The following is a 24869-nucleotide window of genomic DNA, read 5'->3' on the forward strand; positions in this document are numbered from 1 at the left end:
TTCTACATCACTGGTGTTCGACGATCGTGTCGGCGAGGACGGGTGCGTCGTCCCGCTCGGCGGCGCTGACGGCCACCCGCACCCACCCCTCCTGCGGCCACATGCGGATGCGCAGCGTCTCGCCCGGGAAGACGACGCCCGCGAACCGGGTGGCATAGGACCGCACCCGGGTCACATCGCCGCCCAGCAGCGTGTCGACGACCGCCTTCAGCGTCATGCCGTAGGTGCACAGGCCGTGCAGGATGGGCCGTTCGAATCCGGCGAGCTTGGCGAAGTCGGGGTCGGCGTGCAACGGGTTGTAGTCGCCGGAGAGGCGGTAGAGCAGGGCCTGGTCCTCGCGGATCGCCCGCTCGACGGTCCGTCCGGGCTCCCCCTCGGGCGGGTCCATGCGGGTGGAGGGGCCGCGGTCGCCGCCCCAGCCGCCCTCTCCGCGTACGAAGATCTGGGCGTCGTTGGTCCACAGCGGGCCGTCGGCGTCGGCGACCTCGGTGCGCATGACCAGGACGGCCGCCTTGCCCTTGTCGTGGACGGCGGCGATGCGGCCCGTCGCGGTGGCCGTGCCCGCGACCGGGATCGGGCGGTGCAGGGTCAGCGACTGGCCGCCGTGCAGCACCTTGGCGAGGTCGACCTCGACGCCCGGCATGGACAGTCCGCTGATCACGCCGGGCGAGCCGGCGCCCGCGACGGTGGCGAAGCTCGGCAGGACGTGCAGCCGGGACTCCAGGGTGTAGCGCAGCTCGTCGGGGTCGGTGGCGGGGATGCCCGCGCCGATACCGAGGTGGTAGAGCTGGACGTCCTTGCGGTCCCAGCTGATCTCGCCGGTGTGGGGCTCGGCGGCGAGGGCCTTCGCTGCGTCGATGGGCATACGGCTCCTGTTGCTCGGGCGGCGCGGCACGGGCGGCGACGCACATGGTGCGGCAAGACCCCGGCGCGGCCGTCCGCACCGTCGGCCGCACCGAGGTCGCTACGGGCCGATCTAGAACGCGTTCCAGTCCGGCGCCCTAGGTATAACCCAGCGTCCGATACTTGTGAAGCCTCCTGACGGCATGTCAGATTCCATGCGGGCGGGGCAGTGACATTTGTCCTGCCCGAGTCCGTACAAGCGCCTCTGCCGGGCCGGCATCCCGTTTCCGTAGCGTCGTGGCCATGACGAAGACGACGGGGAAGACGGAGACGGCGGCCGGGGCACCGCCCGCCGTGTCCTTCACTGGGGCGGTCAAGAACTTCGGCGCCGTACGCGCCGTACGGGGCGTGGACCTGCGGATCGAGGCGGGCGAGACGGTCGCGCTGCTCGGCCGCAACGGCGCGGGCAAGTCGACGACGATCTCGCTGCTGCTCGGCCTGAACGAGCCCGACGAGGGCAGCGTCCGGCTGTTCGGGGCGCCGCCGGAGCAGGCGGTGCGTGCCGGCAAGGTCGGCGCCATGCTGCAGGAGGGGCGCGCGGTGCCCCGGGTCACCGTGCAGGAGCTGGTCTCCTTCGTGGCCCGCCGCTACCCCGGGCCGATGCCCGTCGCGCGGGCGCTGCGGCTGGCCGGGATCACCGAGCTGGCCGGGCGGCGCGTGGACCGGCTCTCCGGCGGCCAGACGCAGCGCGTGCGGTTCGCCGTCGCGCTCGCCGGGAACCCCTCGGTGATCGTGCTGGACGAGCCCACCGCCGCCCTGGACGTGGAGGCGCGGCACGCCTTCTGGACCTCCATGCGCTCCTACGCCCGCCTCGGCCACACCGTGCTGTTCTCCACCCACCACCTGGAGGAGGCCGACGCGCACGCCGACCGCATCGTCGTCATCGACCAGGGCAGGATCGTCGCCGACGGCACCGGTGACCAGCTCAAACGGGCCGTCGGCGGCAGCCTGGTCGCCTTCGACCTGGCGGGCCGCTCCACGGCGGGCCTGGAGCTGCTGCCCGGCGTACGGTCGGTGGAGGTGCGCGGGGACCGGGCGCGGCTGCGCAGCGACGACCCGGACGCGACGGTGATCGCCCTGGCCGAGCTGAACGCGATACGCGGCCTGGAGGTCGTCCCGGCGTCGCTCGACGACGCGTTCCTCGCCCTGACGGCGGCATCGGTGAAGGAGGCTGCGTGATGTTCGACTACCTGCGCCTGGAGGTGCGCCGGACGTTGCGTGACGTCGGGTTCGTCGTCGGCGGGATCGCGATGCCGGTGCTGATGTATCTGCTGTTCACCAACCTCGGAGCGAGCGACGGCAGTTGGAAGACCGGCGCGATGGTCGGCATGGCCGGCTACGGCGCCGTCGGCTGCGCCCTGAACACCGGCGGCGGTGTGGCCGAGGACCGGGCCATCGGCTGGCTGCGGCAGCTGCGGGTGACTCCGATGACCTCGCGCCAGGTCGTGGTCGGGCGGACGCTGACCGGCTCGGTGACCGTGCTGCCTGCCATCCTCGCGGTGCTCGCCGCGGGCGGCCTGGTCAACGGCGTACGGCTGGAGGTCTGGCAGTGGGCGGCCATCGCGGCGCTGCTGTGGCTGGGCTCGGTGCCCTTCACCCTGCTGGGCCTGGGCAACGGCTACCGGCTGACCGGGCAGACCACCGGCGTCGCGAACATGGCCTGCAACCTGGGCCTGGCGGTGCTCGGTGGCCTCTGGTTCCCGATCACCCTGTTCCCCGGCTGGCTGCGCGCCCTCTCGGAGTACACACCCACCAACCGCTTCGCCGAGCTCGGCACCTCCGTCGCGGAGGGGCACGCGCCCGCCATCGGGGCGATCACCGTGCTGACCCTCTGGTTGCTGGCCTTCGGTTCGTACGCTGTGCTGTCGTACCGACGGTCCGGCCGGACCGTCTGAACGGGGGGAGTGAGGACGTGTCCCTGATGCGAGGGGTCACCTGCCAGGTGCGCCAGTGGCGCAAGGCGCGGGCGCAGTGGCGCGCGGACATGCAGCGCTTCAAGGCCGCGCAGAAGGAGGCCCGCAGGACCGGCGGGAAGATGCCCGAGAACCCCGGTCCCCCGCCCAGCGGCTTCGCGCTGCTGCCATGGCTGCTGATGGGGATGGGCGCCTTCTCCAACCTCTGGCAGGGCAAGACCGCGAACCCGTGGATCGGCGCGATCGGCCTGCTCGCCTTCAACTCCCTCTACATCTACGTCACCTTCCGCGCCTTCGCGAAGGTGACGCGGGAGGCGAGGGCGACCAAGGTCGCGCTGGTCCTGATGACCGTGATCACGGTCGGTCTGGCCCTCGGCTACGGCGGCAGCTGGCTGTACTTCTTCCCGCTGCTGGGCCTCGCCACCGGCGCGGTGCTGCGCGGCCCCTGGCTCGGCCAGATCGGCCTCGGCCTGACCGCGCTCGCGGCGGCGGTCTCCGTGTACCGGGCCGGCTGGGACGCCGTGAACGTCGCCTACGGCACCTTCCTGTCGACCATGGTGACGGCCGCGATCCTGTCCCTGTCCGAGGCCGTACGGGAGTTGCGCGAGGCCCGCGAGGAACTGGCCCGCCAGGCGGTCGAGAAGGAGCGCCTGCGCTTCTCCCGCGACCTGCACGACCTGCTCGGGCACACCATGTCGGTCATCGTGGTGAAGTCGGAGGCGGCGCGGCGTCTCGCGCCCCGCGACATGGACGCGGCGATCGCCCAGATCACCGACATCGAGTCCGTCGGACGGCAGGCGCTCACCGAGATCCGCGAGGCGGTCACCGGCTACCGCGAGGGCAGCCTGGCCACCGAACTCGACCGCGCGCGCTCGGCGTTGGCCGCGGCCTCGGTCGAGCCGGTCGTCGTCCGCTCGGGCACACCGCTGGCCCCGCAGACCGAGGTGCTGCTCGGGTGGGTGGTGCGCGAGGCGGTCACCAATGTCGTACGGCACTCCGGCGCCACACGCTGCGAGATCACCGTGAACAGCACGACCGAACAGGTCCGGCTCACCGTCACCGACAACGGCACCGCGGACGGCGCACCGTCCGCCCCCGTCCTTCCGGGCATCGGGGGCACCGGCCTGAAGGGCCTGACCGAACGCCTCGCGGCGGCGGGCGGCTCTCTCGAGGCCGGCCCGTCACCACGAGGCGGCGGTTTCACCGTCACCGCCGAACTCCCGGTGGAGGCCGGCGATCTGGCGGACGTCGTGCTGGCTACGGCGCCCAGGGCCGGCTGACCACCCAGCTCACGTCGTCCGTCCAGGAGGTCGCGCTGTCGAAGGCGTTGGAGCCGCCGTCGCTCGCGACGTAGACGTTGAGGTCGTAGTGACGCAGGAACCTCGTCGGGTAGTTGTACGACGCGAACGAGGTCCCCGTGCCGCTCTTGCCGGTCGTCGGGCAGAACGTCGCGTCGGACCGGAACAGTGCGGTGCCGTCCATGGGACGGCGATACAGCTGGAAGTTGGAGTGGCGCAGGAAGTCACCGGGGTAGTTGCGCGACTCGAAGGAGACGCAGGAGCTGCTCGCCAGGCCCCGGCGCACGATCCAGGTGGCGTCGCTCTTGTCCAGCGCCGAACTGCTCGACGTGATCGGCGAGACGACCGCGTTGTCGTTCTGGTGGCGGACGTAGTCGCCGGTGCAGCAGGCGGTGGTGGCGCGCAGCGAGATCTCCGAGCCCGGGATGAGGGAACCGGTGGAGCCGGTCGTGCCGCCGTAGCCGACGGAGACGATGTCGGACTGCACGGCGTTGTCGGCGGCGTCGGTCGGGATGCCCGAGGTCATGACGCCCTCGAAGAAGGACCCGATGGAGCCGTTGCTGTTGTCGCCGCCGGTGCCGAGGACGATCGCGCCCTCCTGATGCATGGGCGAGTAGCCGCTCGTGGTGGGTTCACCGCCGGAATAGGTCGTGGTGAGTCCGCCCGATTGGGCATTGCCGTATTTCAGCGCGAAATGGTCCTGACCGTTGTTCTTGAGCAGAGCGGTCACGAACGGCATGGCTCCGGTGCCGGTGTTCGAGGTGTTCTTGCTGTAGCCGGCGTCCGACTGGAACAGGCCGTTCTCCAGGTCGGCCTGCACCCAGGGGCCGCCGCCGTAGCAGGGCGAGAACCAGCACTCCGTACCGAAGTTGATCGCGTCCATGTGGCCGTTTCCGGTGTCCTTGTTGTTCGTCTCGGCATTGCCGTAGTCGAAGCAGCAGCGGCCGTTGACGTGGGTGCCGGAGGTGACCATGTACATCCCCTCGGCCTGGCCGTTGACGGCCACGCCGGAGGTGGAGTTGTCCCGGTAGCCCATGCCGGCCGAGATCTCCAGGCCGTAGACCTGGTGGCCGCCGACGGTCACCGGAAGGGCGTCGGCGGGCGCGCCGACGTCGGCCGCGCCGGCGCCGCCCGCCCCCTCGATCGTGAGGTCGTTGTGGCGCGCGGACTGGTCGTAGATCTTGGTGATGATGCAGGTCGTGCCGGTGCAGAAGGAGTCCTGGGTGGCCGCGTTCGCGTAGCCGCCGGCGGCCAGCAGCCCGATGTCCTTCGTCGCGCTGTCGGAGGCCCGCTGCACCTGGTAGAGCGAGCCGTCGTAGGAGGAGTAGAGCGCCCGGGCGAGGCTGTGCGCGGCGACGCAGGGGGTGCCGGCCGCGGCGTAGATGTCGCAGGGCAGCGAGCCCGCGGCCTCGGCGGCCTGCGGGAGACCGACGGCGAGCGCGAGCACCGTGACGAGCGCGCAGAGCGCGGCCAGGGGCGCGGTTCTGAGTCTGGAGAACACGTGGACCTCCTTGACTGTCCGACATGCCGAACATCGTTCGACCGAAATACCGAACTGAGCCGAACATGTTTTTTCGATCGAAATGCCGAACAATTGCGGGTGGGGGCAGAGGCGCAGAAATTGCAATGGAGGAGAATGGGGAACCCCCAATGCAGAGGCGATTGTTGGGGTGATCCCGGAGACCGTCAAGACGTGCGGAAGGGAACCGTGACAAGTCTTTGTACGCACCCTGGCTCTACTCTGTTGCCGTGAACGAGATGCCCCGGGAGCACCGGCCGTCGAAGAGTGTGCGGGTCCTGCTCGCCGAGGACCAGGGAATGATGCGGGGCGCACTCGCCCTCCTGCTGGGCATGGAGGACGACCTGGAGGTCGTCGCCCAGGTCGCGCGGGGCGACGCGATCGTGGACGCCGCGCTGCACCACCGGCCCGACGTGGCCCTGCTGGACATCGAGCTGCCGGGCATGAGCGGCCTCGACGCGGCCGCCGAGCTACGCGAACAGGCCCCGGACTGCCGGGTGTTGATCCTCACCACCTTCGGCCGCCCCGGCTACCTGCGCCGTGCCATGGAGGCGGGAGCCGCCGGCTTCCTGGTCAAGGACGGCCCGGTCGAGGACCTGGCCGCCGCGATCCGCCGCGTCCTGACCGGCGAAACGGTCATCGACCCCGCCCTCGCCGCCGCGGCCCTCAGCGCGGGCCCGAACCCGCTCACGTCCCGCGAGTGCGACGTGCTGAAGGCGTCGGTGGACGGGGCGACGGTCTCCGACATCGCGACCACGCTCCACCTGTCCGAGTCGACGGTCCGCAACTACCTGTCGTCGGCGATCGGCAAGACGGGCACCCGCAACCGCATGGAGGCGGTACGGGAGGCCCGGCAGCAGGGGTGGTTGTGAGGGGCGGCGGCTCCCGTCCCATGTGCGGGCCGAGTCACCGCCCGGACGGGCTTCGTGGCAGCCAGGCCAGCATCAGCACCACGCCCGCCACGAGCACCACCGCGCCGACCCGGAACACCAGCGCGTAGCCCTCCGTCAGGGCCGTCGGCGTGAGCACGTCGCCCGTCCGGGCCGCGGCGACCGTCGACATGACGGCGAGGCCGAGTGAACCACCCATCGTGCGGGACGTGTTGATCAGGCCGGAGACCAGGCCGGCCTCTCCCGGCGCCGCTCCCGAGGTGGCGAGGGCGGCGAGCGGGGTCGCCATCAGGCCCGCGCCGAGCATCATCAGGATGCCGGGGAACATGATCTCCGTGAGGTAGTTGCCCTGCGGCGTCATCGCCGACTGCCAGCCGAACCCCGCCGCCGCGACGACGGCACCGAGCGCGGCCACGTTGCGCGCGCCGAGCAGCGGCATGAAACGGGGCGCCGACTTCGAGCCGAGGAGCACCGCGAGCGAGCTCGGCACCAGCGCGAGGCCGGCCTCCAGCGGGGAGTAGCCGAGGACGTTCTGCGCGTACAGCGTCATGAAGTACCACATGCAGAACATCGCGGAACCGCTGAGGAACATCGCCGCGTTCGCCGACGACACCGACCGCACCCGGAACAGCCCGAGCGGCATCAGCGGCGCCGCCGTTCGCGACTCGACGAGCAGGAACAGCCCGATCATCGCGAGCCCGGCCGCCAGCGGCACGAGCGTCGCGGCCGCCGTCCAACCCCGCGCCTCCGTCTGCGAGATGCCGTACGCCAGCGTCGCGAGCCCCGCCGTCACCAGCACCGCGCCCGGCAGGTCCAGGCGCCGTCCGCCGCCGTTGCGGCTCTCCGCCAGCCAGCGCAGGGAACCGGCGAGCACCACCGCCCCGACCGGCACGTTGATCAGCAGCACCCAGCGCCACGACAGCCCGTCGACCAGTGCGCCGCCGACGAGCCCGCCCGCGGCCCCGCCGCCCGCGCCGACCGCCGTCCAGGTCGCGATCGCGCGTGCCCGGGCCGCGCCCTCGGGCACGGCCGAGGTGAGGATGGTGAGCGTCGAAGGCGCGAGCACCGCCGCCCCCAGCCCCTGCACGGCCCGCGCCACCAGCAGCTGGCCGCCCTCCTGCGCCAGGCCGCCGCCGAGGGAGGCCAGCGTGAACAGGGCGAGGCCCACCAGGAACATGCGCTTGCGCCCGTACAGGTCGCCGGCCCGCCCGCCGAGCAGCATGAAGCCGGCGAAGGCGATGGCGTAGGCGTTCACCACCCACTGGAGCCCCTGCGCGCTCAGTCCCAGGTCCGTCCGCATCGACGGCAGCGCCACGTTGACGACCGACACGTCGAGCACGACCAGGAACTGTCCGGCACAGGCGAGTGCCACGACCAGCCAGGTGGGCGGCGCGCTACGGCGGGATATCGGAGTGACGTCAGTGGCTTCGGCTTCCAGCATGCCTGTCATGCTCTCAACCCGCTCGCACCCCTTGCATCGGGATTTCGCCCGACGAGACCTTCGTCCGCGAGACCTAGGTCGTAGGCTGACGCCGCCTGCGACGAGGGGGGGGGACGGAGTGAACGGCAATCCGCTGTACCACTGGATGGGGCTGGCCGTGGCGACGATGGGCATCGCGCCGCTCTCGGTGGCGATGCTCGCGGGTTGGGCTCCTCCCGGGATGCGGAAGCGGAGGGCGGGGCTGTGGCTTCGCGCCTGCGGCTTCCTCTGCTTCTACGCCCTCACCCTCCTCAGCGCCGTCCCCCGCATCGCCGACGCCTCCTCCGCGACGGTCATCGACTGCATGAGAGCCGGCTGGGTCGTCATCGCCCTCGCCGCCGTCCTGTTCCTGCTCGCGGAACGCAAGGATGCACACGCCCGGGCAGCCGGTCCCGAGGGGCCTGTGCCGTCCCCCGGTGACCATGGCTGATGGCGGCTGGTACGACGACAGCGACGCCCACGACGCAGTCCAGCGCGCCGATCGAGCCGCGCGGTTCGGCTGGACGGCGATCGCCGGGACCGCGGGGGCGCTCGGCTGCGCCCTGATCGCCGTAGCCGCCGTCTCCCTGGCCGCGATCCTCGCGTGCGTCTACGTCGTCATGGCCGCGGACCACTAGAGCGCTAGCCGGCCGCCCGCACCACCGTCACCACCGCCGCCCCGCCCAGCCCGATGTTGTGCGCGAGTCCGACCCGGGCGCCCGGCACCTGCCGCTCCCCCGCCTCGCCCCGCACCTGCCACACCAGCTCGGCGACCTGGGCGATCCCGGTCGCGCCCAGCGGATGGCCTTTGGAGATCAGCCCGCCGGAGGGATTCACCACCCAGCGGCCGCCGTACGTCGTCGCGCCCGACTCCACGAACTTGCCGGACTCCCCCGCCGCGCACATGCCGAGCGCCTCGTACGTCAGCAGCTCGTTGATCGAGAAGCAGTCGTGCAGCTCCACGACGTCCACGTCCTCGATGCCGAGCCCGGCCCGCTCGTAGACCTGCCGGGCCGCCTCCCGCGACATGGGCTGCCCGACGACGTCGATGCACGAGCCGGAGGCGAAGGACTCCTCGGTGTCGGTCGTCATCGCCTGCGCGACGATCTCCACCGCCCCCGTCACCCCCCGCCGCTCGGCGAACCGCTCCGAGACCACCACCGCGGCCGCCGCCCCGTCCGAGGTCGGCGAGCACTGGAGCTTGGTCAGCGGCCGGTGGACGGTACGGGCCGCGAGGACGTCGGCCACCTCGTACACGTCCCGGAACTGCGCGTACGGGTTGTGCGCCGAGTGCCGGTGGTTCTTGGCGGCCACGGCGGCGAGCTGCGCCTCCGTCGTCCCGTACTTCTCCATGTGCTCACGGGCCGCGTCCCCGAAGATCTGCGCGGTGGGCGGCGTCATCTCGAAGCCGTGCCGGGCGGCCATCACGCCGTAGTGCCGGGCCACCGGAGAGGTCGAGAAGTCGCCGCCCTCGGCCCCGCCCCCGAGCGCGCCCTTCTTCATCTTCTCGAAGCCCAGCGCCAGTACGCAGTCGGCCGACCCGCCCTCGACCAGCTGCCGGGCGAGCATCAGCGCGCTCGAGCCGGTCGCGCAGTTGTTGTTGACGTTGTAGACGGGGACGCCGGTCAGGCCGAGCTCGTAGGCGGCGCGCTGCCCGGCCGTCGAGGGCTGGAAGCAGTACCCGGCAGCAACCTGTTCCACCTCGGCGTACGAGATCCCCGCGTCGGCCAGGGCGGAGCCGCCGGCCTCCCGCACCATGTCCCAGTACTGCCATTCACGCGTCTCGGGCTTCTCGAATCGGGTCATGCCGACACCGGCGACGTAGGCCTTCATGGCGCGCAGAGTAGAACACGTTTCACTTACCCACCAGACCTGACCCCGGGTCAGATTCCCAACACGAGGTCAAGAAATGATTAGAGTCCCGAAGCAACGGAATAGTTGCCTGTGCATACGAGGTTTACCCAGCACTTATCCAACGGGAGGCCTCACGCAATGACACACACGACGACTGAACAGCCCACCAGGAGAGCGAGCGGGACCGTCGTCCCGGTGCTCGCCTTCGCGGGCATCGTTGTCGCGGTGATGCAGACCCTGCTCGTCCCGGTCATCAAGGACCTGCCGCAGCTCCTGGACACCGCACCCAGCAACGCCACCTGGGTCCTGACCTCGACCCTGCTGTCGGGCGCGGTGGCCACCCCGATCATGGGCCGGCTCGGCGACCTGTACGGCAAGCGGCGCATGCTGATCCTCAGCCTCGCCGTGATGGTGGTCGGCGCCCTGATCAGCGCCCTCACCAGCGACCTGCTCACGATGATCGCCGGCCGCACCCTCCAGGGCTTCGCCATGGGCGCGATCCCGCTCGGCATCGGCCTGATGCGCGACATGCTGCCGCGCGAGAAGCTCGGCTCGGCCATGGCCCTGATGAGCTCCTCCATCGGCGTCGGCGGCGGACTCGCCCTGCCCCTCGCGGCCCTCGTCGCCCAGCACGCCGACTGGCACGCGCTCTTCTACGGCGCCGCCGGCCTCGGCGTCCTCTCCATCGGTCTCACCCTCGCCGTCGTACCGGAGTCCCCGATGCGCGCCAAGGGCTCCTTCGACGTCCTGGGCGCGCTCGGACTCTCCGCGGGCCTGGTCCTCTTCCTGCTGCCGATCACCAAGGGCAGCGACTGGGGCTGGACCTCCGGCACCACGCTCGGCCTGTTCGGCGCCTCCGCGCTCGTCCTGCTCCTGTGGGGCGTGATGGAACTGCGCAAGACGGCCCCGCTGGTCGACCTGCGCACCACGGCCCGCCCGGCGGTCCTCTTCACCAACCTGGCCTCGATCATGGTCGGTGTCTCCTTCTACGTCGTCTCCCTCGTCCTTCCGCAGCTGCTCCAGCTCCCGAAGGCCACCGGCTACGGCCTCGGCCAGTCGATGGTCGTCGCGGGCCTGCTGGTCGCTCCGCTGGGCCTGACGATGATGTTCACGGCGCCGGTCTACGCCCGGCTGTCCGCGAAGTACGGCCCGAAGGTCACCCTCATCCTCGGCATGCTGATCATCGGCATCGGCTACGGCGCCGGTCTCGGCCTGATGAGCGCGCCATGGCAGAGCGCCGTCATCGCGGTGATCCTGGGCGCCGGCATCGGCCTCGCGTACTCCTCGCTGCCCGCGCTGATCGTGGGCGCGGTGCCGGCCTCCGAGACGGGTGCGGCGAACGGTCTCAACACCCTGATGCGGTCGATCGGTACGTCGGTGTCGAGCGCCGTCATCGGCATGGTGCTGGCGAACACCGCGCACAACGTGGGCGGCGTCGCGATCCCGACCATGCACGGCTTCCACGTCTCCTTCCTGATCGCGACCGCGGCCGTCGCCGTCGGTCTGCTGATGGCCGTGTTCCTGCCCAAGCCGAACCGTGCGCCTCAGCTGCGGATCAGCAGCGAGGAGGAGGCGGGGATCGCTCGCGCGGAAGAGGTTCTTCGGGGCTTCCGGGGGCGGGTGCTGGACGCCGGAGGTTCGCCGGTGGCTCGCGCCAAGGTCACGCTGATCGACCGCCGGGGGCGGCAGGCGGGGTCGACTCTGTCGGCGGAGGACGGCAGCTATGTGCTGGCCGTGCCCACCGAGGGGGCGTATGTGCTGGCCGCACGGGCGGCGGGGCATGGGCCGTTGGCTTCCTCCGCGACGCACTCCGGGGCGGAGCGGGCGGAGGATCTGGATCTTTCGCTGCCTGGTGAGTCGGTGACTGCGTAACGCTTCGCGCGGTGGCGTGGCTCGTCGTTCGGCGGGTGCGGCATCGTCGTGGCTGGTCGCGCAGTTCCCCGCGCCCCTACAAGCGAAAAGCATGCTGCCGCACCCCCGGTCGAATCCTCGGCCGGGGGTGCGGCAGCATGGGCATCGAGACGGACGGATGAACGGAAGGACCCTCATGGCCGCGGCCGCACCCAAGCCCGAGATTCTGGCCGCGTTCGAGGCGGCGAAGGGGTTCATGCCCGCGGACGAGGGGCTGGCGCTGTACGCGGCGGCCGTGGAGGCGGGGGCGCTGGGGCTGCCCCTGCTGGAGGTCGGGACGTACTGCGGGCGGTCCACCATCCTGCTCGCCGACGCCGCCCGCGAGGCCGGGGTCGTGGCGCTGACCGTCGACCACCATCGCGGGAGCGAGGAGCAGCAGCCGGGGTGGGACTACCACGACCCGGAGACGGTCGACCCGGAGATCGGTCTCATGGACACGCTGCCGGCCTTCCGGCGGACGCTGCACAAGGCCGGGCTGGAGGAGCACGTGGTCGCCCTGGTCGGGCGTTCGCCGCAGGTGGCGTCGGTCTGGGGCTCCCCGCTGGGGCTGGTCTTCATCGACGGCGGCCACACCGACGAGCACGCCACCGCCGACTACGAGGGCTGGGCGCCGCACGTGGCCGAGGGCGGGCTGCTGCTCATCCACGACGTCTTCCCGGACCCGAAGGACGAGTTCACCGGGCAGGCGCCGTACCGCGTCTACCTCCGGGCCCTGCAGTCCGGTGCCTTCACGGAGGTCTCCGTGACCGAGTCGCTGCGCGTCCTACGGCGCACGGGCGCGGGGATCTGAGGGTTCGGTCCCAGTCACCGGCGGGCCCTGACGACCACCCGGACGCATCTTCACCGCCCGACATGCGATCGTGTGGCCATGAGCAACGACTACGACCGCATCCGCAACGGCATCGAGTTCATGACCGCGTACGTCTCCGGGAACGAGCTGCTCACGCAGTACGTCGTCGAGCGGCGGCGCGAGGATCCCGCGGCGGTCGAGACACTCATGGACGGCGCGGCCGCCCTCTGCGCTCTGCTGCTGCACAAGATGGCGCGCGAGACCGGCAAGAACGAGCACGAGCTGCTGCAGGAGCTGGCCACGATCTCCTACCGCCGCGAGCAACAGTCCGACGACTGAATCCGGCCGTGTCCATGGACCCAATGAGCAACAGGGACGCCCGCTAGGGTGGCAGACGTGTCGTACGTAGGCCCGGACTTCGATCCTCCCCAGCCCCGCCGTCCCCGTCGCGGTCCTCTGACCGTCGCGATCGCCGCGCTCGTACCCGGCGCCCTGCTCGGATGGCTCGTGTACGAAGCAGTGGGCGGAACGGGAGGCGGAGGCGGCGACGACAAGGCGACCGTGCAGACGTCGGCGTCCACGCCCGCCTCCACGTCGGCGGGCTCCAGCGCGCCCGGCTCCGCCGCCACCGACGACGACAAGCAGCCGAGCGCGTCGGCGACGCACTCCTCGCCGAGCTCCTCGGCGCCCGCCGCGACCGGCTCGCTCAAGGGCAAGGTCGTCGTCATCGACCCCGGCCACAACCCCGGCAACTTCCGGCACACGGCCGAGATCAACCGCCAGGTGGACATCGGCACCAACCGCAAGGAGTGCGACACCACGGGCACGTCCACCAACGGGGGTTACGCGGAGGCCCAGTTCACGCTGGACGTCTCGCACCGGCTGAAGACGCTGCTGGAGAAGCAGGGCGCCACGGTGAAGCTGACCCATGACAACGGCTCCCCGGCGTGGGGGCCTTGTGTCGACGAGCGGGCCGCGATCGGCAACAAGGCGCACGCGGACGCCGCGATCTCCATCCACGCGGACGGCTCCGCCGCCGGCAACCGCGGCTTCCACGTGATCATGCCCGGGTTCGTGGACGCGGGCGCGGCGGACACCAGCAAGATCGTGGGTCCGTCCGCCGACCTGGGCGAGCGCATCGCCGGCTACTTCGTGCGCGTGACGGGCAGTGCGCCCTCCAACTACATCGGCGACCACACCGGTCTCGTCACGCGTAAGGACCTGGGCGGTCTCAATCTGTCAACGGTTCCCAAGGTCTTCATCGAGTGCGGCAACATGCGCGATAGCAAGGACGCGGCGCTACTCACCAGTGGTTCGTGGCGCCAGAAGGCGGCGCAAGGGATCTCTGAGGGAATCGTGAGTTTCCTGCACGCTTCGTGATAGGCGGGCTGATCCCGGCGGACACCCTGGTCGGGGGACGATAGTGTCTACCGACGACGAGACGACCTACGAAGGACATGAAGTGAATATCCGCTCCCTCACTCGAGGCGACGGCGTGGTGATCGGAGCAGCGGTGTTGCTGTTCATCGCGTCGTTTCTCGACATCTACTCGGTCGATGGGGCACCTGACAGTGCCGACCTCCCCAACTCCTGGGAGAGCGGTCCTGTGTTGATGGGAGTTGTCCTCGCGGGCATCATCGGCGCCGCACTCGTCGTCGTGTCCCACGGACTGCCGCAGGTCCCGAAGGTGGCCGGCCTCGATCTCGGCGCGTTCGGCACGGCGTTCACGGTCTTCGCCGCCTGGTCCGCGCTCGGCAACATCTTCGACCCGCTGGGCGGCACGGACAACGTCGGCTCCGGTTCGGACAACGGCGTCGGTGCGGGCAGCGGCCTGATCCTCGCCCTCGTCGCCACCCTGGTCATGGCGGCGGCCGCCGTCGCCACTCCTCTCGTGCCCGCGCTGAAGGCCGCTCTGCTCCCCGCGCCCAAGCCCGCCGCCCCCCAGCCCTACGGCGCCCAGCCCCCCGGTGGCTACGGCTACCCGGGTGCTCAGCAGCCGCCGCAGTACGGCGGGCAGCCGCAGGGTGGGCAGCCCTACGGGGCGCAGCCGCAGGCGGGGGTGCCTCAGCCGGGGCAGCCTCAGCCCGCCGGTGGGGACTTCTCGCCGTTCTGGTTCGCCGTGCCCGTCGCGCGGCCACTGTTCGCCGAGGACGGTTCGCCGACGCCGATCGCCGAACTGGCGCCCGGCACCTGGTACCTGGCCGTCGAGCAGCGCGGTCCGGGCCTGGTCGCCCAGACGCAGGACGGCCGTCGCGGCGTGCTGCAGGACACCTCCGGCATTCAGCGCGGCTGACCGACGCCGAGCCTCACGCGGCCCCTCGCCCTTCCGGGCGGGGGGCCGTTGTCGTACAGTCGCAGCTCACAGCCACGTAACTGACTGACCGTCAGATGATGGAGGCGTCATGCGACTCGGTCTCGCCCTCGGCTACTGGGGCCGCGGCCCCTCCGCGGAGCACGTGCCGCTCGCCCAGGAGGCCGAGCGGCTCGGGTACGACTCGGTGTGGACCGCGGAGTCCTGGGGGTCGGACGTCTTCACGCCGCTGACCTGGATCGCGGCGCAGACGTCAACGATCAAGCTGGGTACGGCCGTCGCGCAGATGGCCGCCCGGTCGCCGACCACCACCGCGATGCACGCGCTCACCCTCGACCATCTCTCCGGCGGGCGGATGATGCTCGGGCTGGGGCTGTCGGGGCCGCAGGTGGTGGAGGGGTGGTACGGGCGGCCGTTCCCCAGGTCGCCGTTGACCGCCACGCGTGAGTACGTCGACGTCGTACGGCAGGTGTTGCGGCGGGAGGGGCCGGTCGAGCTGGACGGGCGGTTTCACTCGCATCCCTATCGGGGCGAGGACGGGACCGGGCTCGGCAAGGCGCTCAAGAGCATCACGCATCCCTTGCGCCCCGAACTCCCCATCCTCCTCGGCGCGGAAGGCCCGAAGAACGTCGAGCAGACGACCCGTATCGCCGACGGATGGCTGCCGCTGTACTGGTCGCCGACGCGGCCGGATGTCTACGGACCGGCCATCGCACAGCTGCGGCCCGGGTTCCTCGTCGCTCCCCTGGTCCGGGTCCAGGTCTGCGACGACGTCGCGGAGGGGCTGCTGCCCGTCAAGACCATGCTCGGCTTCTACATCGGCGGCATGGGCCACGCCACCCGCAACTTCCACGCCGACCTGATGGCACGCATGGGCTACGAGGAGCAGGCGCGGCACATCCAGCAGCTGTTCCTGGAGGGCCGGCGCGAGGAGGCCGTGCTCGCCGTCCCGGACGCCTTCGCGGACGAGATCTCCCTGGTGGGCCCGCGCGAACGGATCGCGGAGCGGCTGGAGTTGTGGCGCAAGGGGCCGGTGACGGATCTGCTCGCCCTCTCCCCCGACCGGGAGTCGCTGCGCGTGCTGGCGGAACTGAACTCCTAGCGGCGGCGGCCCGCGCACCGTACGCGTGTTTCAACCACTCGGGTTTGTGCCACGTTTCGGCGGCAACCCGTTAGGCATGTCCCCTCGATATCGCAACGGTGCGAACCAGGCCGGAACGGTCATCGCCGTCGTCGCCGACATCATGGCGCTCATCCTGGGCCTGTGGATCCTGATGTACCTGCTGGACGCGAACCGCGCGAACGAGTTCGTGCAGTTCATCCACAACGCGGCTCTCTGGCTGGCCGGATGGTCGCACGACCTGTTCACGTTCGACGCGGCATGGGCCCGAGTGGTCGCCGGCTACGGTCTCGCAGCCGTCGTCTACCTGTTCGTGGGCCACGCCATCGCCAACCGCGTCCATCGCCACTGACGTCACGCCCGCCGCTCAGGGCTCAGCAGCAGTCCGGGTCGAGCCCTCGCGGCAGGCTCTCGCCTCCGAACACCGCGCACGTCGCCTCGTGGCCCCCGAGGGCCGCGACCGCGAGGAGGAGGGAGCCGGCGGTCCAGGTGGTCAGTTCCCGGGGCCAGATGGCCTCGTCCTCGAAGACGTAGCCCGTCCAGTACAGGCCGGTGTCCGCATCGCGCAGGTGCTGGATCGACTTCAGAATGTCCAGCGCGTGGTCGGACTCGCCCATCGCCCAGAGCGCGAGGGCGAGTTCGGCCGATTCCCCGCCCGTGACCCACGGGTTGGGGACGACGCAGCGCACCCCGAGACCGGGCACGACGAAACGTTCCCAGCCTTCCTCCATACGGGACTTGGCCTCCGCGTCCGTCAACGCGCCGCCCAGGACGGGGTAGTACCAGTCCATCGAGTAGCGGTCCTTGTCGAGGAACCGCTCGGGGTGGCGGCGGATCGCGTGCCGCAGGGCTCCGACGGCCAACTCCCAGTCGGGCTGCGGCTCTTCACGCTGTTCGGCGATGGCGAGCGCGCAGCGCAGCGCATGGTGGATGGAGGAGGAGCCGGTGAGCAGCGCGTCGGTGGTGAACGTACCGTCGTCCTCGCCCTTCCAGCCGATCTGCCCGCCGGGCTGCTGGAGTGCGAGGACGTACTCGATGGCCGCGTAGACGGACGGCCACATGCGGTCGAGGAAGGTGTCGTCGCCGGTCGACAGGTAGTGGTGCCACACGCCGACCGCGATGTAGGCGACGAAGTTCGTCTCCCGGCCGCGGTCGGTGACGTCCGCGAAGTGCCCGTCGGCGTAGGCCGCGTACCAGGAGCCGTCGGCGTTCTGGTGCCGGGCGAGCCACTCGTAGGCGCGCTCGGCGGCCTCGTGCTCGCCCGCCGCGTCGAGGGCCATCGCGGCCTCGGTGTGGTCCCAGGGGTCCAGGTGGTGCCCGCGGAACCACGGGATGGCGCCGTCCTCCCGCTGCACGGCGAGGACGCCCTTCACGGTGGCGGCGGCCTGCCCGGCGGTGAGAACCCCGGGCAGGACGAGGTGTTCTGTCCGGGGAGTGGTCACCGGGCGTCCACCGCCGGCAGGTGCGGCTTGGTCGCGTAGGCCACGAAGCTCTTGCCGATCAGCGGGTTGAGCGCCTGCTCGGCGACCCGGGTCGCGAGCGGCTTCTTCATGATGTCCCAGACCAGCAGCTTGTGGTACGCCTTCACCGGCAGCGCCTGGTCGTTGTCGACGCCGAACGCGCACTTCAGCCACCAGTACGGCGAGTGCAGCGCGTGCGCGTGGTGCGTGCCGTACGGCTTGAGGCCCGCCTCGCGGATCCTGGCGAGGAGTTCGTCCGCCTTGTAGATACGGATGTGGCCGCCCTCGACCTCGTGGTAGGCGTCGGACAGCGCCCAGCAGACCTTCTCGGGGCCGTAGCGCGGGACGGTGATCGCGATGCGGCCGCCGGGCTTCAACACCCGTACCATCTCGGCGAGTACGCCCTTGTCGTCCGGGATGTGCTCCATCACCTCGGAGATGATGACGACGTCGAAGGACTCGTCCGGGAAGGGAAGGGCCAGGGCGTCGCCCTCCATCGCCGTCGCGCTCGCACCCTCGGGGGCCTCGCCGGCCTCCTTCATCGCGGCGAACCACTTGGCGACCTCGCGGATCTCCTCGGCGTTCTGGTCGAGCGCCACGACCTGCGCGCCGCGCCGGTAGCACTCGAACGCGTGCCGGCCGGCCCCGCATCCGAGGTCCAGGACACGGTCGCCCGGCGCGAGCGGGAACCGGGAGAAGTCGACGGTCAGCACGTGGCCCTGCTTTCGGGGTTGGATACGGCTAGTTCTGGTGCGGGCGTCGCCCTGTCGGCCTCGGTGGTGCGCCGGGCCGCGGAGCGGCCCGGGGGTGTGGCGGCGGAGCCGGCCATGGCGTCGCGGTAGTGGGACACCGTGCCCTGCGCGGCGCGGGCCCAGGTGAACCGGGCCAGTACCCGCTCACGGCCCGCGCGGCCGAGCCGCACCCTGAGTTCGGGGGTGCCCAGCAGACGGCTCAGGGCGGCGGCGAGTGCTCCCGGGTCGCCCGGAGGCACCGCGAGGCAGGTCTCGCCGTCGGGCCCGGCGACCTCCGGGATCGCTCCGCCGGTGGTCGCGACGAGGGGCGTGCCGGTGGCCATCGCCTCGGCCGCCGGGAGGGAGAAGCCCTCGTAGAGGGAGGGGACGCAGGCGACCTCCGCCGAGCGGACCAGGTCGACGAGTTCGGCGTCCGAGATGCCCTTCACGAACTCGACGGCGCCTTCGAGGCCGTAGCGCTCGACGGCCTGGGCGACCGGGCCCTCGGTGGGCCGCTTGCCCACGACGACGAGGTGGGCGTAGGCGTGCTCGGTGCGGACCTTGGCCAGGGCCTCGACGAGGAAGACCAGTCCCTTGAGCGGTACGTCCGCGCTGGACGTCGTCACGATCCGGCCCGGCACGACGGGCACGGACGGGTCGGGGGAGAACAGGTCGGTGTCCGCGCCGATGTGCACCACGTGGATGCGGTCCTCGCGGACGCCCAGGTGGTCGACGATCTCGGCGCGGGAGGTGCCCGAGACGGTGAGGACCGAGGGCAGCCGGCGCGCGACGCGCTTCTGCATGCGGGTGAAGGCGTACCAGCGCCGCTTGGACAGCTTCTGCTGCCACCCCTCGGCCGCGTCCAGCTCCAACTGCCGGTCGACGGTGATGGGGTGGTGGATGGTGGTGACGAGCGGTGCGCCGACGTCGCCCAGCAGGCCGTAGCCGAGCGTCTGGTTGTCGTGCACGACGTCGAACTCGCCGCGCCGGGCACGCAGATGGCGGCGAGCACGCAGTGAGAAGGTCAGCGGTTCGGGGAAGCCGCCGGTCCACATCGTCGCCACTTCGAGGGCGTCGATCCAGTCGCGGTACTCGTCGCGCCCCGGGGTGCGGAAGGGGTCGGGCGAGCGGTAGAGGTCGAGGCTCGGCAGCTCGGTGAGGCTGAGGCGGCCCGCGTAGTCCTCGCCCTCGTCGAGGACGGGGTAGGGCTGGGAGCCGATGACCTCGACGCGGTGCCCTAGGCGGGCCAGCTCGCGCGAGAGGTGGCGGACGTAGACACCCTGGCCGCCGCAGAACGGGTTCCCTTTATAGGTGAGGAGCGCGATGTGGAGCGGTCGCTCGCCGTCGGCGGCCGGGTCCTCCTGGAGCCCTGCCGGACTGGCCTCAGCGGTCACTCTGGGCCCCCTTCTGCATGCACTGTCCCGCGAGATTACGCCGGGACGCTAATCTAGAACAAGTTTCAGACTTGATCGTCCAGGAGGCTCTGAATCTACCGGCAGGTAGGAGTGCTGTGAGCAGTGGATCAGGTGATTCGCGCCACGGCGGACGCCCTGTCATGCTCGGTGCGATCACCAGCCCTCACCGACTGTCACGGAACGGGACCCATGCCTGCGGAAGCCAAGGTGGCCAAGGTGGAAGCCAGTACCTCGCAGCCAGCCTCCCCGCCCCTCACGGAGCGGCAGGAGGCGCGCCGCCGGCGCATCCTGCACGCGAGCGCGCAGCTGGCCAGCCGGGGCGGTTTCGACGCGGTGCAGATGCGTGAGGTCGCGGAGTCCTCGCAGGTCGCCCTGGGCACGCTGTACCGGTACTTCCCGTCGAAGATCCACCTGCTGGTGGCCACGATGCAGGACCAGCTGGAGCACATGCACGGCACGCTGCGGAAGAAGCCGCCGACGGGCGACACGGCGGCGGAGCGGGTCGCGGAGACGCTGATGCGGGCCTTCCGCGCGCTGCAGCGCGAGCCGCACCTGGCCGACGCGATGGTCCGCGCGCTCACCTTCGCCGACCGCAGCGTCTCGCCGGAGGTCGACCAGGTCTCCCGCCAGACCACGGTGATCATCCTGGACGCGATGGGCCTGGAGAACCCCACCCCGCAGCAGCTCTCCGCGGTCCGCGTCATCGAGCACACCTGGCACTCGGCTCTGATCACCTGGCTGTCGGGCCGCGCCTCCATCGCCCAGGTCAAGATCGACATCGAGACGGTGTGCCGGCTGATCGACCTGACGGACCCGGAGAGGCGGGACCGCGGCTGACGCGCCGCTGAAATTGCCTGGCGGGCCGCGGCGCCCGGCCCGGAGAATCGCCCCATGTCGATCATCCACCGCACCACCGTGACGCCCACCAAGCTGGAACTCCTCCACACCTGGCTGCCCACCCGTCCCTGGTACCGCGGCTCTGCCGAGCCGGAGCTGGCGAAGGCCGGTGGCTTCCGGCTGGACGACCCCGAGGGGCAGGTCGGCATCGAGTTCATGGTGGTCAGGGAGGCGTCGTCGGGCGCGTACCTGGTGCCGCTGACCTACCGCGGCGCCCCGCTCGAGGGCGCCGAGCACGCGCTCGTCGGCACCATGGAGCACGGCGTGCTCGGTCCCCGCTGGGCCTACGACGGCTGCCACGACCCCGTGCTGACCGCCCAGTTGCTCGCCCTCGTCGAGGGACGCGTCCCCGCGCACGCGCAGAGCATCAGCGACGCCCTCGACCGCGAGGTCGCCCGTTCCTACGCCGGTGAGGGACCGATCGGCGAGCTCGGCGCACCTGAGGACACCGCGGACGGCACCGGGTTCACCGTGACGGGCGGCCTGACGCTGCGCCTGCACCGTGCACTGACGCCGGTGGACGGCGACGCACCTCCGCGGGGAGCCGTCGGTCATGTCTCCGGTGTGTGGGAGCAGTCCGACGGCACCCGCGTCAGGAGCCTGGTCGTCACGGTCGGCGCCGTCTAGGGACGTGGGCACCAGGCCCTAGTCCTCCGGCGGGAACACCGGCTCCCCGCTTCCCAGCAGCGAGATCGCGATCGCCTCCACCGGGCAGTTCTCCGCGGCGTCCAGGATGCGTTCGTTGGCGTCTGTCTCCGGCTCCACGGGGTGGGACTGCATGGCGGAGTCGAGGCGGAAGGCACCCTCGGCCCGGTGGGTGCACTGGGCCGAGCCGATGCAGAGGGAGCGGTCGACCTCGACGTGCCAGCGGTCACCCATGGTGCTCATCCCTCCCAGCCGGCCGGCAGATGGATCATCTTGTGTTCGAGGTACTCGCCGTAGCCCTCGGGCCCGAACTCCCGCCCCAGACCCGAGTTCTTGTAGCCGCCGAAGGGGCCGAGCATGTCCAGGCTGAAGGTGTTCACCGAGTACGTGCCCGTACGGACCTGCCGGGCCACATCGATGCCGTGGGCGACGTCCGCCGTCCACACACTGCCGCTCAGCCCGTAGTCGGAGTCGTTCGCGATCTTCACGGCCTCGGACTCGTCGCCGTACGGGAGCAGGCAGATGACCGGGCCGAAGATCTCCTCGCGGGCGATCCGCATCGAGTTGTCGACGCCGCCGAAGAGGGTCGGCTCGACGTACCAGCCGCGCTCCAGGCCCGGCGGGCGGCCGCCGCCGGTGAGGATCTTGGCGCCCTCCTCCTGACCGATGCGGATGTAGTCGAGGTTGCGCTGCTGCTGCCGCCGGGCGACCAGCGGGCCGACCTGGGTGGCGGTGTCCAGCGGATCGCCGACCACGAGCGCGCCCGCGGCGGCGGCGAAGGCGTCGGCGAAATCGTCGTAGCGGGAGCGGGGTACGAGGATGCGGGTCTGGGCCACGCACGCCTGCCCGTTGTTCATCCACGCGGCCGGGACGACCCCCGCCACGGTGGTCTCCACGTCCGCGTCCGGCAGCACGACCGCCGCCGACTTGCCGCCCAACTCCAGTGTCACGCGCGTGAGATGGCGGGAGGCGACCTCCATCACGCGTTTGCCCGCCGCGACCGAACCGGTGAAGGAGACCTTGTCGACGCCCGGGTGCCCGACCAGGTACTCGCTGACCTCGCGGTCGGCGGGCAGGACGGACAGCACGCCCTCCGGCAGACCGGCCTCGCGGGCGATCTCGGCGAGGATGTAGGCGTCCAGCGGCGACTCGGGCGACGGTTTGAGGATCGCCGTGCAGCCGGTCAGCAGCGCGGGCGCGAGCTTGGCGGCGGCCACGAACTGCGGGACGTTCCACGGCACCACGGCCGCCACGACCCCGACCGGTTCGCGGCGCACCAGGATCTTCCCGAGGACGCCGTCGCGGGTCTCCTCGTAGGTGTAGGAGCGGGCGACCGTGATCGCCGCGTCCCAGACCATCATGGCGCCGAGCGCCTGCGCGAGGACGCTCCAGGAGTAGGGCGAGCCGTTCTCGGAGGAGATCACCCGGGCGATCTCCTCGTGCCGTACGGCGATCGCGTCCTTGATCCGGGTGACGACCTCGATGCGCTCCTCCAGCGACATCCGCGGCCAGGGCCCTTCGTCGAAGGCGCGCCGCGCGGCCTCCACCGCCCGGTCCACGTCCGCCCGCGAGGCGTGCGGCACCCGTCCGATGACCTCCTCGGTGTGCGGGGAGATCACCTCGATGACGTCCTTGCCGAGGGGATCGGTCAACTCCCCGCCGATGAACAGCTGTCCGTGTTCCACGAGCTCGGTCATGACCGACTGCCTCCCCGGAGCTGGCTCTGACGGTTCATCAGATACGGGAACTGATACCAGTTCCCCTCGGAGGAGTCCACAGCGCAGCGAAAGGTGACTTGGGCTCCCATTGGAACTGGTTCTAGTTATAGTGACGGGAACGCGGCGACAGGGGAACCCATGGCACAGGTCACCGACCACGGCGGAGGCGTACGGTCCGTCCAGGTACCCATCCCGGACAACCCCCTCGGGCACACGCTCGTGTACGTCGTCGACACCGACCGCGGACCGGTCCTGGTCGACACCGGGTGGGACGACCCGGACTCCTGGCAGACCCTGGCCGAGGGGCTGGCCGCCTGCGGCACCTCCGCCGGCGAGATCCACGGCGTGGTGATCACCCATCACCACCCCGACCACCACGGCCTGTCCGGCAAGGTGCGCGAGGCGTCCGGCGCCTGGATCGCCATGCACGCCGCGGACACCGCGATCGTGCGGCGCACCCGCGACACCCGGCCCGGCCGCTGGTTCTCCTACATGGCCGCCAAGCTCACGGCGGCCGGTGCCCCCGAGGAGCACGTGGCGCCGCTGCGCGACGCCGCGCCCCGCCCCGCCCTCCCGGGCCTCTCCCCCGCTCTGCCGGATCGCGAGATCGTCCCCGGCGAACTCCTCGACCTCCCCGGCAGGCGGCTGCGCGCGATCTGGACCCCGGGCCACACGCCCGGCCACGTCTGCCTGCACCTGGAGGAGGAGCACCCGGCAGGGCGCCAGGGCCGACTCGCCGGCCACGGGCGCCTGTTCTCCGGCGACCATCTGCTCCCCGAGATCACCCCGCACATCGGCCTGTACGAGGACCCCGACGACGCCACCGTCACCGACCCCCTCGGCGACTACCTCGACTCCCTGGAACGCGTGGGCCGGCTCGCCCCCGCCGAGGTGCTCCCGGCCCACCAGCACACCTTCTCCGACGCGGCCGCGCGCGTACGGGAGTTGCTCGACCACCACGAGGAACGGCTCACCGGCCTGCTGGCCCTGCTGGTCGAACCGCTCACGCCCTGGCAGCTCGCCGAGCGCATGGAGTGGAACCGCCCCTGGGCCCACATCCCCTACGGATCGCGGAACATCGCCGTCTCGGAGGCCGAGGCGCACCTGCGGCGGCTGGTGGAGCTGGGGCGGGCGGAGGCGGTGGCGGGGAGTGATCCGGTGGCGTACCTGGCCGTCGGGAACGTATGAATGCGTACCTATGGAGCCCATGGAGCGACTTCTCGCCGAACGTGCCTGTGAACGCCTGATCCTCGACGTCGTCCACCGCCTCGATCTGGGTGAACCGGCCTCCGTGGCCGAGCTGTTCACCGAGGACGGCGTGTGGGAGTGGCCGGTTCCGGGGGACGGGCGGCGCATCGAGGGCCGGGACGCGCTGCGCACGTACTTCGGGGCCCGCCCCGCCGACCGGCTGTCCCGCCGCACCCTGTCCAACGTCCTGGTGACGGTGACCTCCGCGGACACGGCGTCGGCGACCTCGTACTTCACCACCTACCGCGTCGACGGGCACGGCGGCGGCATGCTGCCCGCCGGGCCGCCGTTCCAGGTCGGCCACTACGAGGACACCTTCCGCCGCGGCCCAGGCGGCGGCTGGCTGCTCGCCACCCGCACCCTGGTCCTGCCCTTCGGCGGCGGCCCCCAGGGGGTGCGTACGGACGCCGCGCCCTTCATCCCCTTCTCCGACGGCACCGAGCCCCCGCTCTCCCAGGGCGTGCGCACCGGCCCGTACCTCTTCACCTCCGGGCAGGGCCCACTGGACCCGGCGACCGGTGACATGCCGGCCGGCTTCGCCGCGCAGGCGCAGCAGGTGCTCACCAACGTCGAGGCCGTCGTCGCCGCGGCCGGCGGCGACCGGCACTCCATCGTCCGCTGCACCTGCTACCTGGCCGACCGCGCCCACTTCGGCGACTTCAACCGCGTCTACCGCGACTTCTTCGCCGACTCCGCACCGCTGCCGGCCCGCACGACGGTGGTGGTGCGGCCGGTGCGCGAAGGGGTGCTGGTGGAGGTGGACGCGGTGGCCGTGGTCGGGTGACGC

At 71.2% G+C, this 24869-nt stretch carries 26 protein-coding genes and 1 pseudogene; 18 read left to right on the forward strand and 9 right to left on the reverse strand.

Annotation, left to right across the window (positions count from 1 at the left end):
• Positions 1-7 precede the first annotated feature (7 nt).
• Complete coding sequence (locus ACFU97_RS00955) at positions 8-865, reverse strand: MaoC/PaaZ C-terminal domain-containing protein (protein WP_384249067.1); 858 nt, start codon at positions 863-865, stop codon at positions 8-10.
• A gap of 281 nt (positions 866-1146) precedes the next feature.
• On the opposite strand from ACFU97_RS00955, the gene ACFU97_RS00960 reads away from it, so the two are divergent.
• Genes ACFU97_RS00960 through ACFU97_RS00970 form a run of 3 tightly spaced genes read left to right on the forward strand, consistent with a single transcriptional unit; the run spans position 1147 to position 4096 of the window.
• Positions 1147-2082, forward strand: a complete 936-nt coding sequence (locus tag ACFU97_RS00960) for an ABC transporter ATP-binding protein (RefSeq protein ID WP_384249070.1) — start codon at positions 1147-1149, stop codon at positions 2080-2082.
• Positions 2082-2798: an ABC transporter permease gene (locus ACFU97_RS00965; RefSeq protein WP_384249481.1), complete on the forward strand. Its 717-nt coding sequence runs from the start codon at positions 2082-2084 to the stop codon at positions 2796-2798. Before ACFU97_RS00960 ends, ACFU97_RS00965 begins: the two co-directional genes overlap by 1 nt.
• Positions 2799-2815: 17 nt before the next feature.
• Entirely contained in the window at positions 2816-4096 is a 1281-nt protein-coding gene (locus ACFU97_RS00970) for a sensor histidine kinase (protein WP_384249072.1), read from the forward strand.
• Here the strand turns inward: ACFU97_RS00970 and ACFU97_RS00975 are convergent.
• Positions 4074-5615, reverse strand: coding sequence for an alpha-L-arabinofuranosidase B (locus tag ACFU97_RS00975; protein ID WP_384249075.1), 1542 nt, complete (start codon positions 5613-5615; stop codon positions 4074-4076). The genes ACFU97_RS00970 and ACFU97_RS00975 overlap by 23 nt on opposite strands.
• 257 nt (positions 5616-5872) lie before the next feature.
• On the opposite strand from ACFU97_RS00975, the gene ACFU97_RS00980 reads away from it, so the two are divergent.
• A complete protein-coding gene (locus ACFU97_RS00980) occupies positions 5873-6505 on the forward strand; it encodes a response regulator (protein ID WP_384249483.1) in 633 nt (210 codons plus the stop codon).
• 34 nt (positions 6506-6539) lie between these two features.
• Here ACFU97_RS00980 and ACFU97_RS00985 read toward each other — a convergent pair whose 3' ends face one another.
• Complete coding sequence (locus tag ACFU97_RS00985) at positions 6540-7964, reverse strand: DHA2 family efflux MFS transporter permease subunit (RefSeq protein WP_384249077.1); 1425 nt, start codon at positions 7962-7964, stop codon at positions 6540-6542.
• Between the two features lie 118 nt (positions 7965-8082).
• Between ACFU97_RS00985 and ACFU97_RS00990 the strand changes: the two genes are divergently transcribed.
• Both ACFU97_RS00990 and ACFU97_RS00995 read left to right on the forward strand, forming a co-directional pair.
• Positions 8083-8433, forward strand: coding sequence for a hypothetical protein (locus ACFU97_RS00990; RefSeq protein ID WP_384249080.1), 351 nt, complete (start codon positions 8083-8085; stop codon positions 8431-8433).
• The gene (locus ACFU97_RS00995) at positions 8426-8620 is read left to right on the forward strand and encodes a hypothetical protein (RefSeq protein WP_384249485.1); all 195 of its coding nucleotides are present in this window, start codon (positions 8426-8428) and stop codon (positions 8618-8620) included. The genes ACFU97_RS00990 and ACFU97_RS00995 overlap by 8 nt, the downstream gene beginning before the upstream one ends.
• Positions 8621-8624: 4 nt before the next feature.
• Here the strand turns inward: ACFU97_RS00995 and ACFU97_RS01000 are convergent, their stop codons facing one another.
• Positions 8625-9815, reverse strand: a complete 1191-nt coding sequence (locus ACFU97_RS01000) for a lipid-transfer protein (RefSeq protein WP_384249083.1) — start codon at positions 9813-9815, stop codon at positions 8625-8627.
• Between the two features lie 159 nt (positions 9816-9974).
• Here ACFU97_RS01000 and ACFU97_RS01005 point away from each other — a divergent pair, with 159 nt between their 5' ends.
• From ACFU97_RS01005 to ACFU97_RS01035, 7 genes are all read left to right on the forward strand, one after another.
• On the forward strand, positions 9975-11708 hold the full coding sequence (locus ACFU97_RS01005; protein WP_384249085.1) for an MFS transporter: 1734 nt from the start codon (positions 9975-9977) through the stop codon (positions 11706-11708).
• 175 nt (positions 11709-11883) lie between these two features.
• On the forward strand, positions 11884-12537 hold the full coding sequence (locus tag ACFU97_RS01010; protein WP_384249087.1) for a class I SAM-dependent methyltransferase: 654 nt from the start codon (positions 11884-11886) through the stop codon (positions 12535-12537).
• 78 nt (positions 12538-12615) lie between these two features.
• Positions 12616-12876: a hypothetical protein gene (locus ACFU97_RS01015; RefSeq protein ID WP_384249090.1), complete on the forward strand. Its 261-nt coding sequence runs from the start codon at positions 12616-12618 to the stop codon at positions 12874-12876.
• A 57-nt stretch (positions 12877-12933) separates the two neighbouring features.
• Positions 12934-13917 carry an N-acetylmuramoyl-L-alanine amidase gene (locus tag ACFU97_RS01020; RefSeq protein ID WP_384249092.1) on the forward strand — a complete coding sequence of 328 codons (984 nt, stop codon included), beginning with the start codon at positions 12934-12936 and terminating at the stop codon, positions 13915-13917.
• An 82-nt stretch (positions 13918-13999) separates the two neighbouring features.
• Positions 14000-14830 carry a hypothetical protein gene (locus ACFU97_RS01025; protein ID WP_384249095.1) on the forward strand — a complete coding sequence of 277 codons (831 nt, stop codon included), beginning with the start codon at positions 14000-14002 and terminating at the stop codon, positions 14828-14830.
• A 109-nt stretch (positions 14831-14939) separates the two neighbouring features.
• Positions 14940-15950: an LLM class F420-dependent oxidoreductase gene (locus ACFU97_RS01030; RefSeq protein ID WP_384249097.1), complete on the forward strand. Its 1011-nt coding sequence runs from the start codon at positions 14940-14942 to the stop codon at positions 15948-15950.
• A 76-nt stretch (positions 15951-16026) separates the two neighbouring features.
• A complete protein-coding gene (locus tag ACFU97_RS01035) occupies positions 16027-16320 on the forward strand; it encodes a hypothetical protein (RefSeq protein WP_384249100.1) in 294 nt (97 codons plus the stop codon).
• Positions 16321-16342: 22 nt separating this feature from the next.
• On the opposite strand, the gene ACFU97_RS01040 is transcribed toward ACFU97_RS01035, so the two are convergent.
• From ACFU97_RS01040 to ACFU97_RS01050, 3 genes are read right to left on the reverse strand one after another with little or no spacing between them, the layout of a single operon-like run.
• Positions 16343-17410: a prenyltransferase/squalene oxidase repeat-containing protein gene (locus tag ACFU97_RS01040; RefSeq protein WP_384249102.1), complete on the reverse strand. Its 1068-nt coding sequence runs from the start codon at positions 17408-17410 to the stop codon at positions 16343-16345.
• Positions 17407-18141, reverse strand: coding sequence for a class I SAM-dependent methyltransferase (locus ACFU97_RS01045; RefSeq protein ID WP_384249104.1), 735 nt, complete (start codon positions 18139-18141; stop codon positions 17407-17409). Before ACFU97_RS01045 ends, ACFU97_RS01040 begins: the two co-directional genes overlap by 4 nt.
• Complete coding sequence (locus tag ACFU97_RS01050) at positions 18135-19553, reverse strand: glycosyltransferase family 4 protein (protein WP_384249107.1); 1419 nt, start codon at positions 19551-19553, stop codon at positions 18135-18137. The genes ACFU97_RS01045 and ACFU97_RS01050 overlap by 7 nt, the downstream gene beginning before the upstream one ends.
• Positions 19554-19763: 210 nt before the next feature.
• Between ACFU97_RS01050 and ACFU97_RS01055 the strand changes: the two genes are divergently transcribed.
• Positions 19764-20411: a TetR family transcriptional regulator gene (locus tag ACFU97_RS01055; RefSeq protein WP_384249109.1), complete on the forward strand. Its 648-nt coding sequence runs from the start codon at positions 19764-19766 to the stop codon at positions 20409-20411.
• A 54-nt stretch (positions 20412-20465) separates the two neighbouring features.
• Positions 20466-21098 (forward strand): 1,4-alpha-glucan branching protein, encoded by a 633-nt coding sequence (locus ACFU97_RS01060; protein WP_384249111.1) that lies wholly within the window; start codon positions 20466-20468, stop codon positions 21096-21098.
• Positions 21099-21116: 18 nt separating this feature from the next.
• Here ACFU97_RS01060 and ACFU97_RS01065 read toward each other — a convergent pair whose 3' ends face one another.
• Both ACFU97_RS01065 and ACFU97_RS01070 read right to left on the reverse strand, forming a co-directional pair.
• Positions 21117-21350, reverse strand: a complete 234-nt coding sequence (locus ACFU97_RS01065; protein WP_384249488.1) for a ferredoxin — start codon at positions 21348-21350, stop codon at positions 21117-21119.
• A gap of 5 nt (positions 21351-21355) precedes the next feature.
• A complete protein-coding gene (locus ACFU97_RS01070; protein ID WP_384249114.1) occupies positions 21356-22813 on the reverse strand; it encodes an aldehyde dehydrogenase in 1458 nt (485 codons plus the stop codon).
• 159 nt (positions 22814-22972) lie between these two features.
• Between ACFU97_RS01070 and ACFU97_RS01075 the strand changes: the two genes are divergently transcribed.
• From ACFU97_RS01075 to ACFU97_RS01085, 3 genes and pseudogenes are all read left to right on the forward strand, one after another.
• The gene (locus tag ACFU97_RS01075) at positions 22973-24022 is read left to right on the forward strand and encodes an MBL fold metallo-hydrolase (protein WP_384249116.1); all 1050 of its coding nucleotides are present in this window, start codon (positions 22973-22975) and stop codon (positions 24020-24022) included.
• A gap of 10 nt (positions 24023-24032) precedes the next feature.
• Positions 24033-24464: pseudogene (locus tag ACFU97_RS01080) on the forward strand (nuclear transport factor 2 family protein); the annotation flags it as partial.
• 12 nt (positions 24465-24476) lie between these two features.
• Positions 24477-24866, forward strand: a complete 390-nt coding sequence (locus ACFU97_RS01085; protein ID WP_384249491.1) for a RidA family protein — start codon at positions 24477-24479, stop codon at positions 24864-24866.
• Positions 24867-24869: the final 3 nt, after the last annotated feature.

The organism is Streptomyces sp. NPDC057616 (assembly GCF_042800575.1).
Lineage (GTDB): Bacteria > Actinomycetota > Actinomycetes > Streptomycetales > Streptomycetaceae > Streptomyces.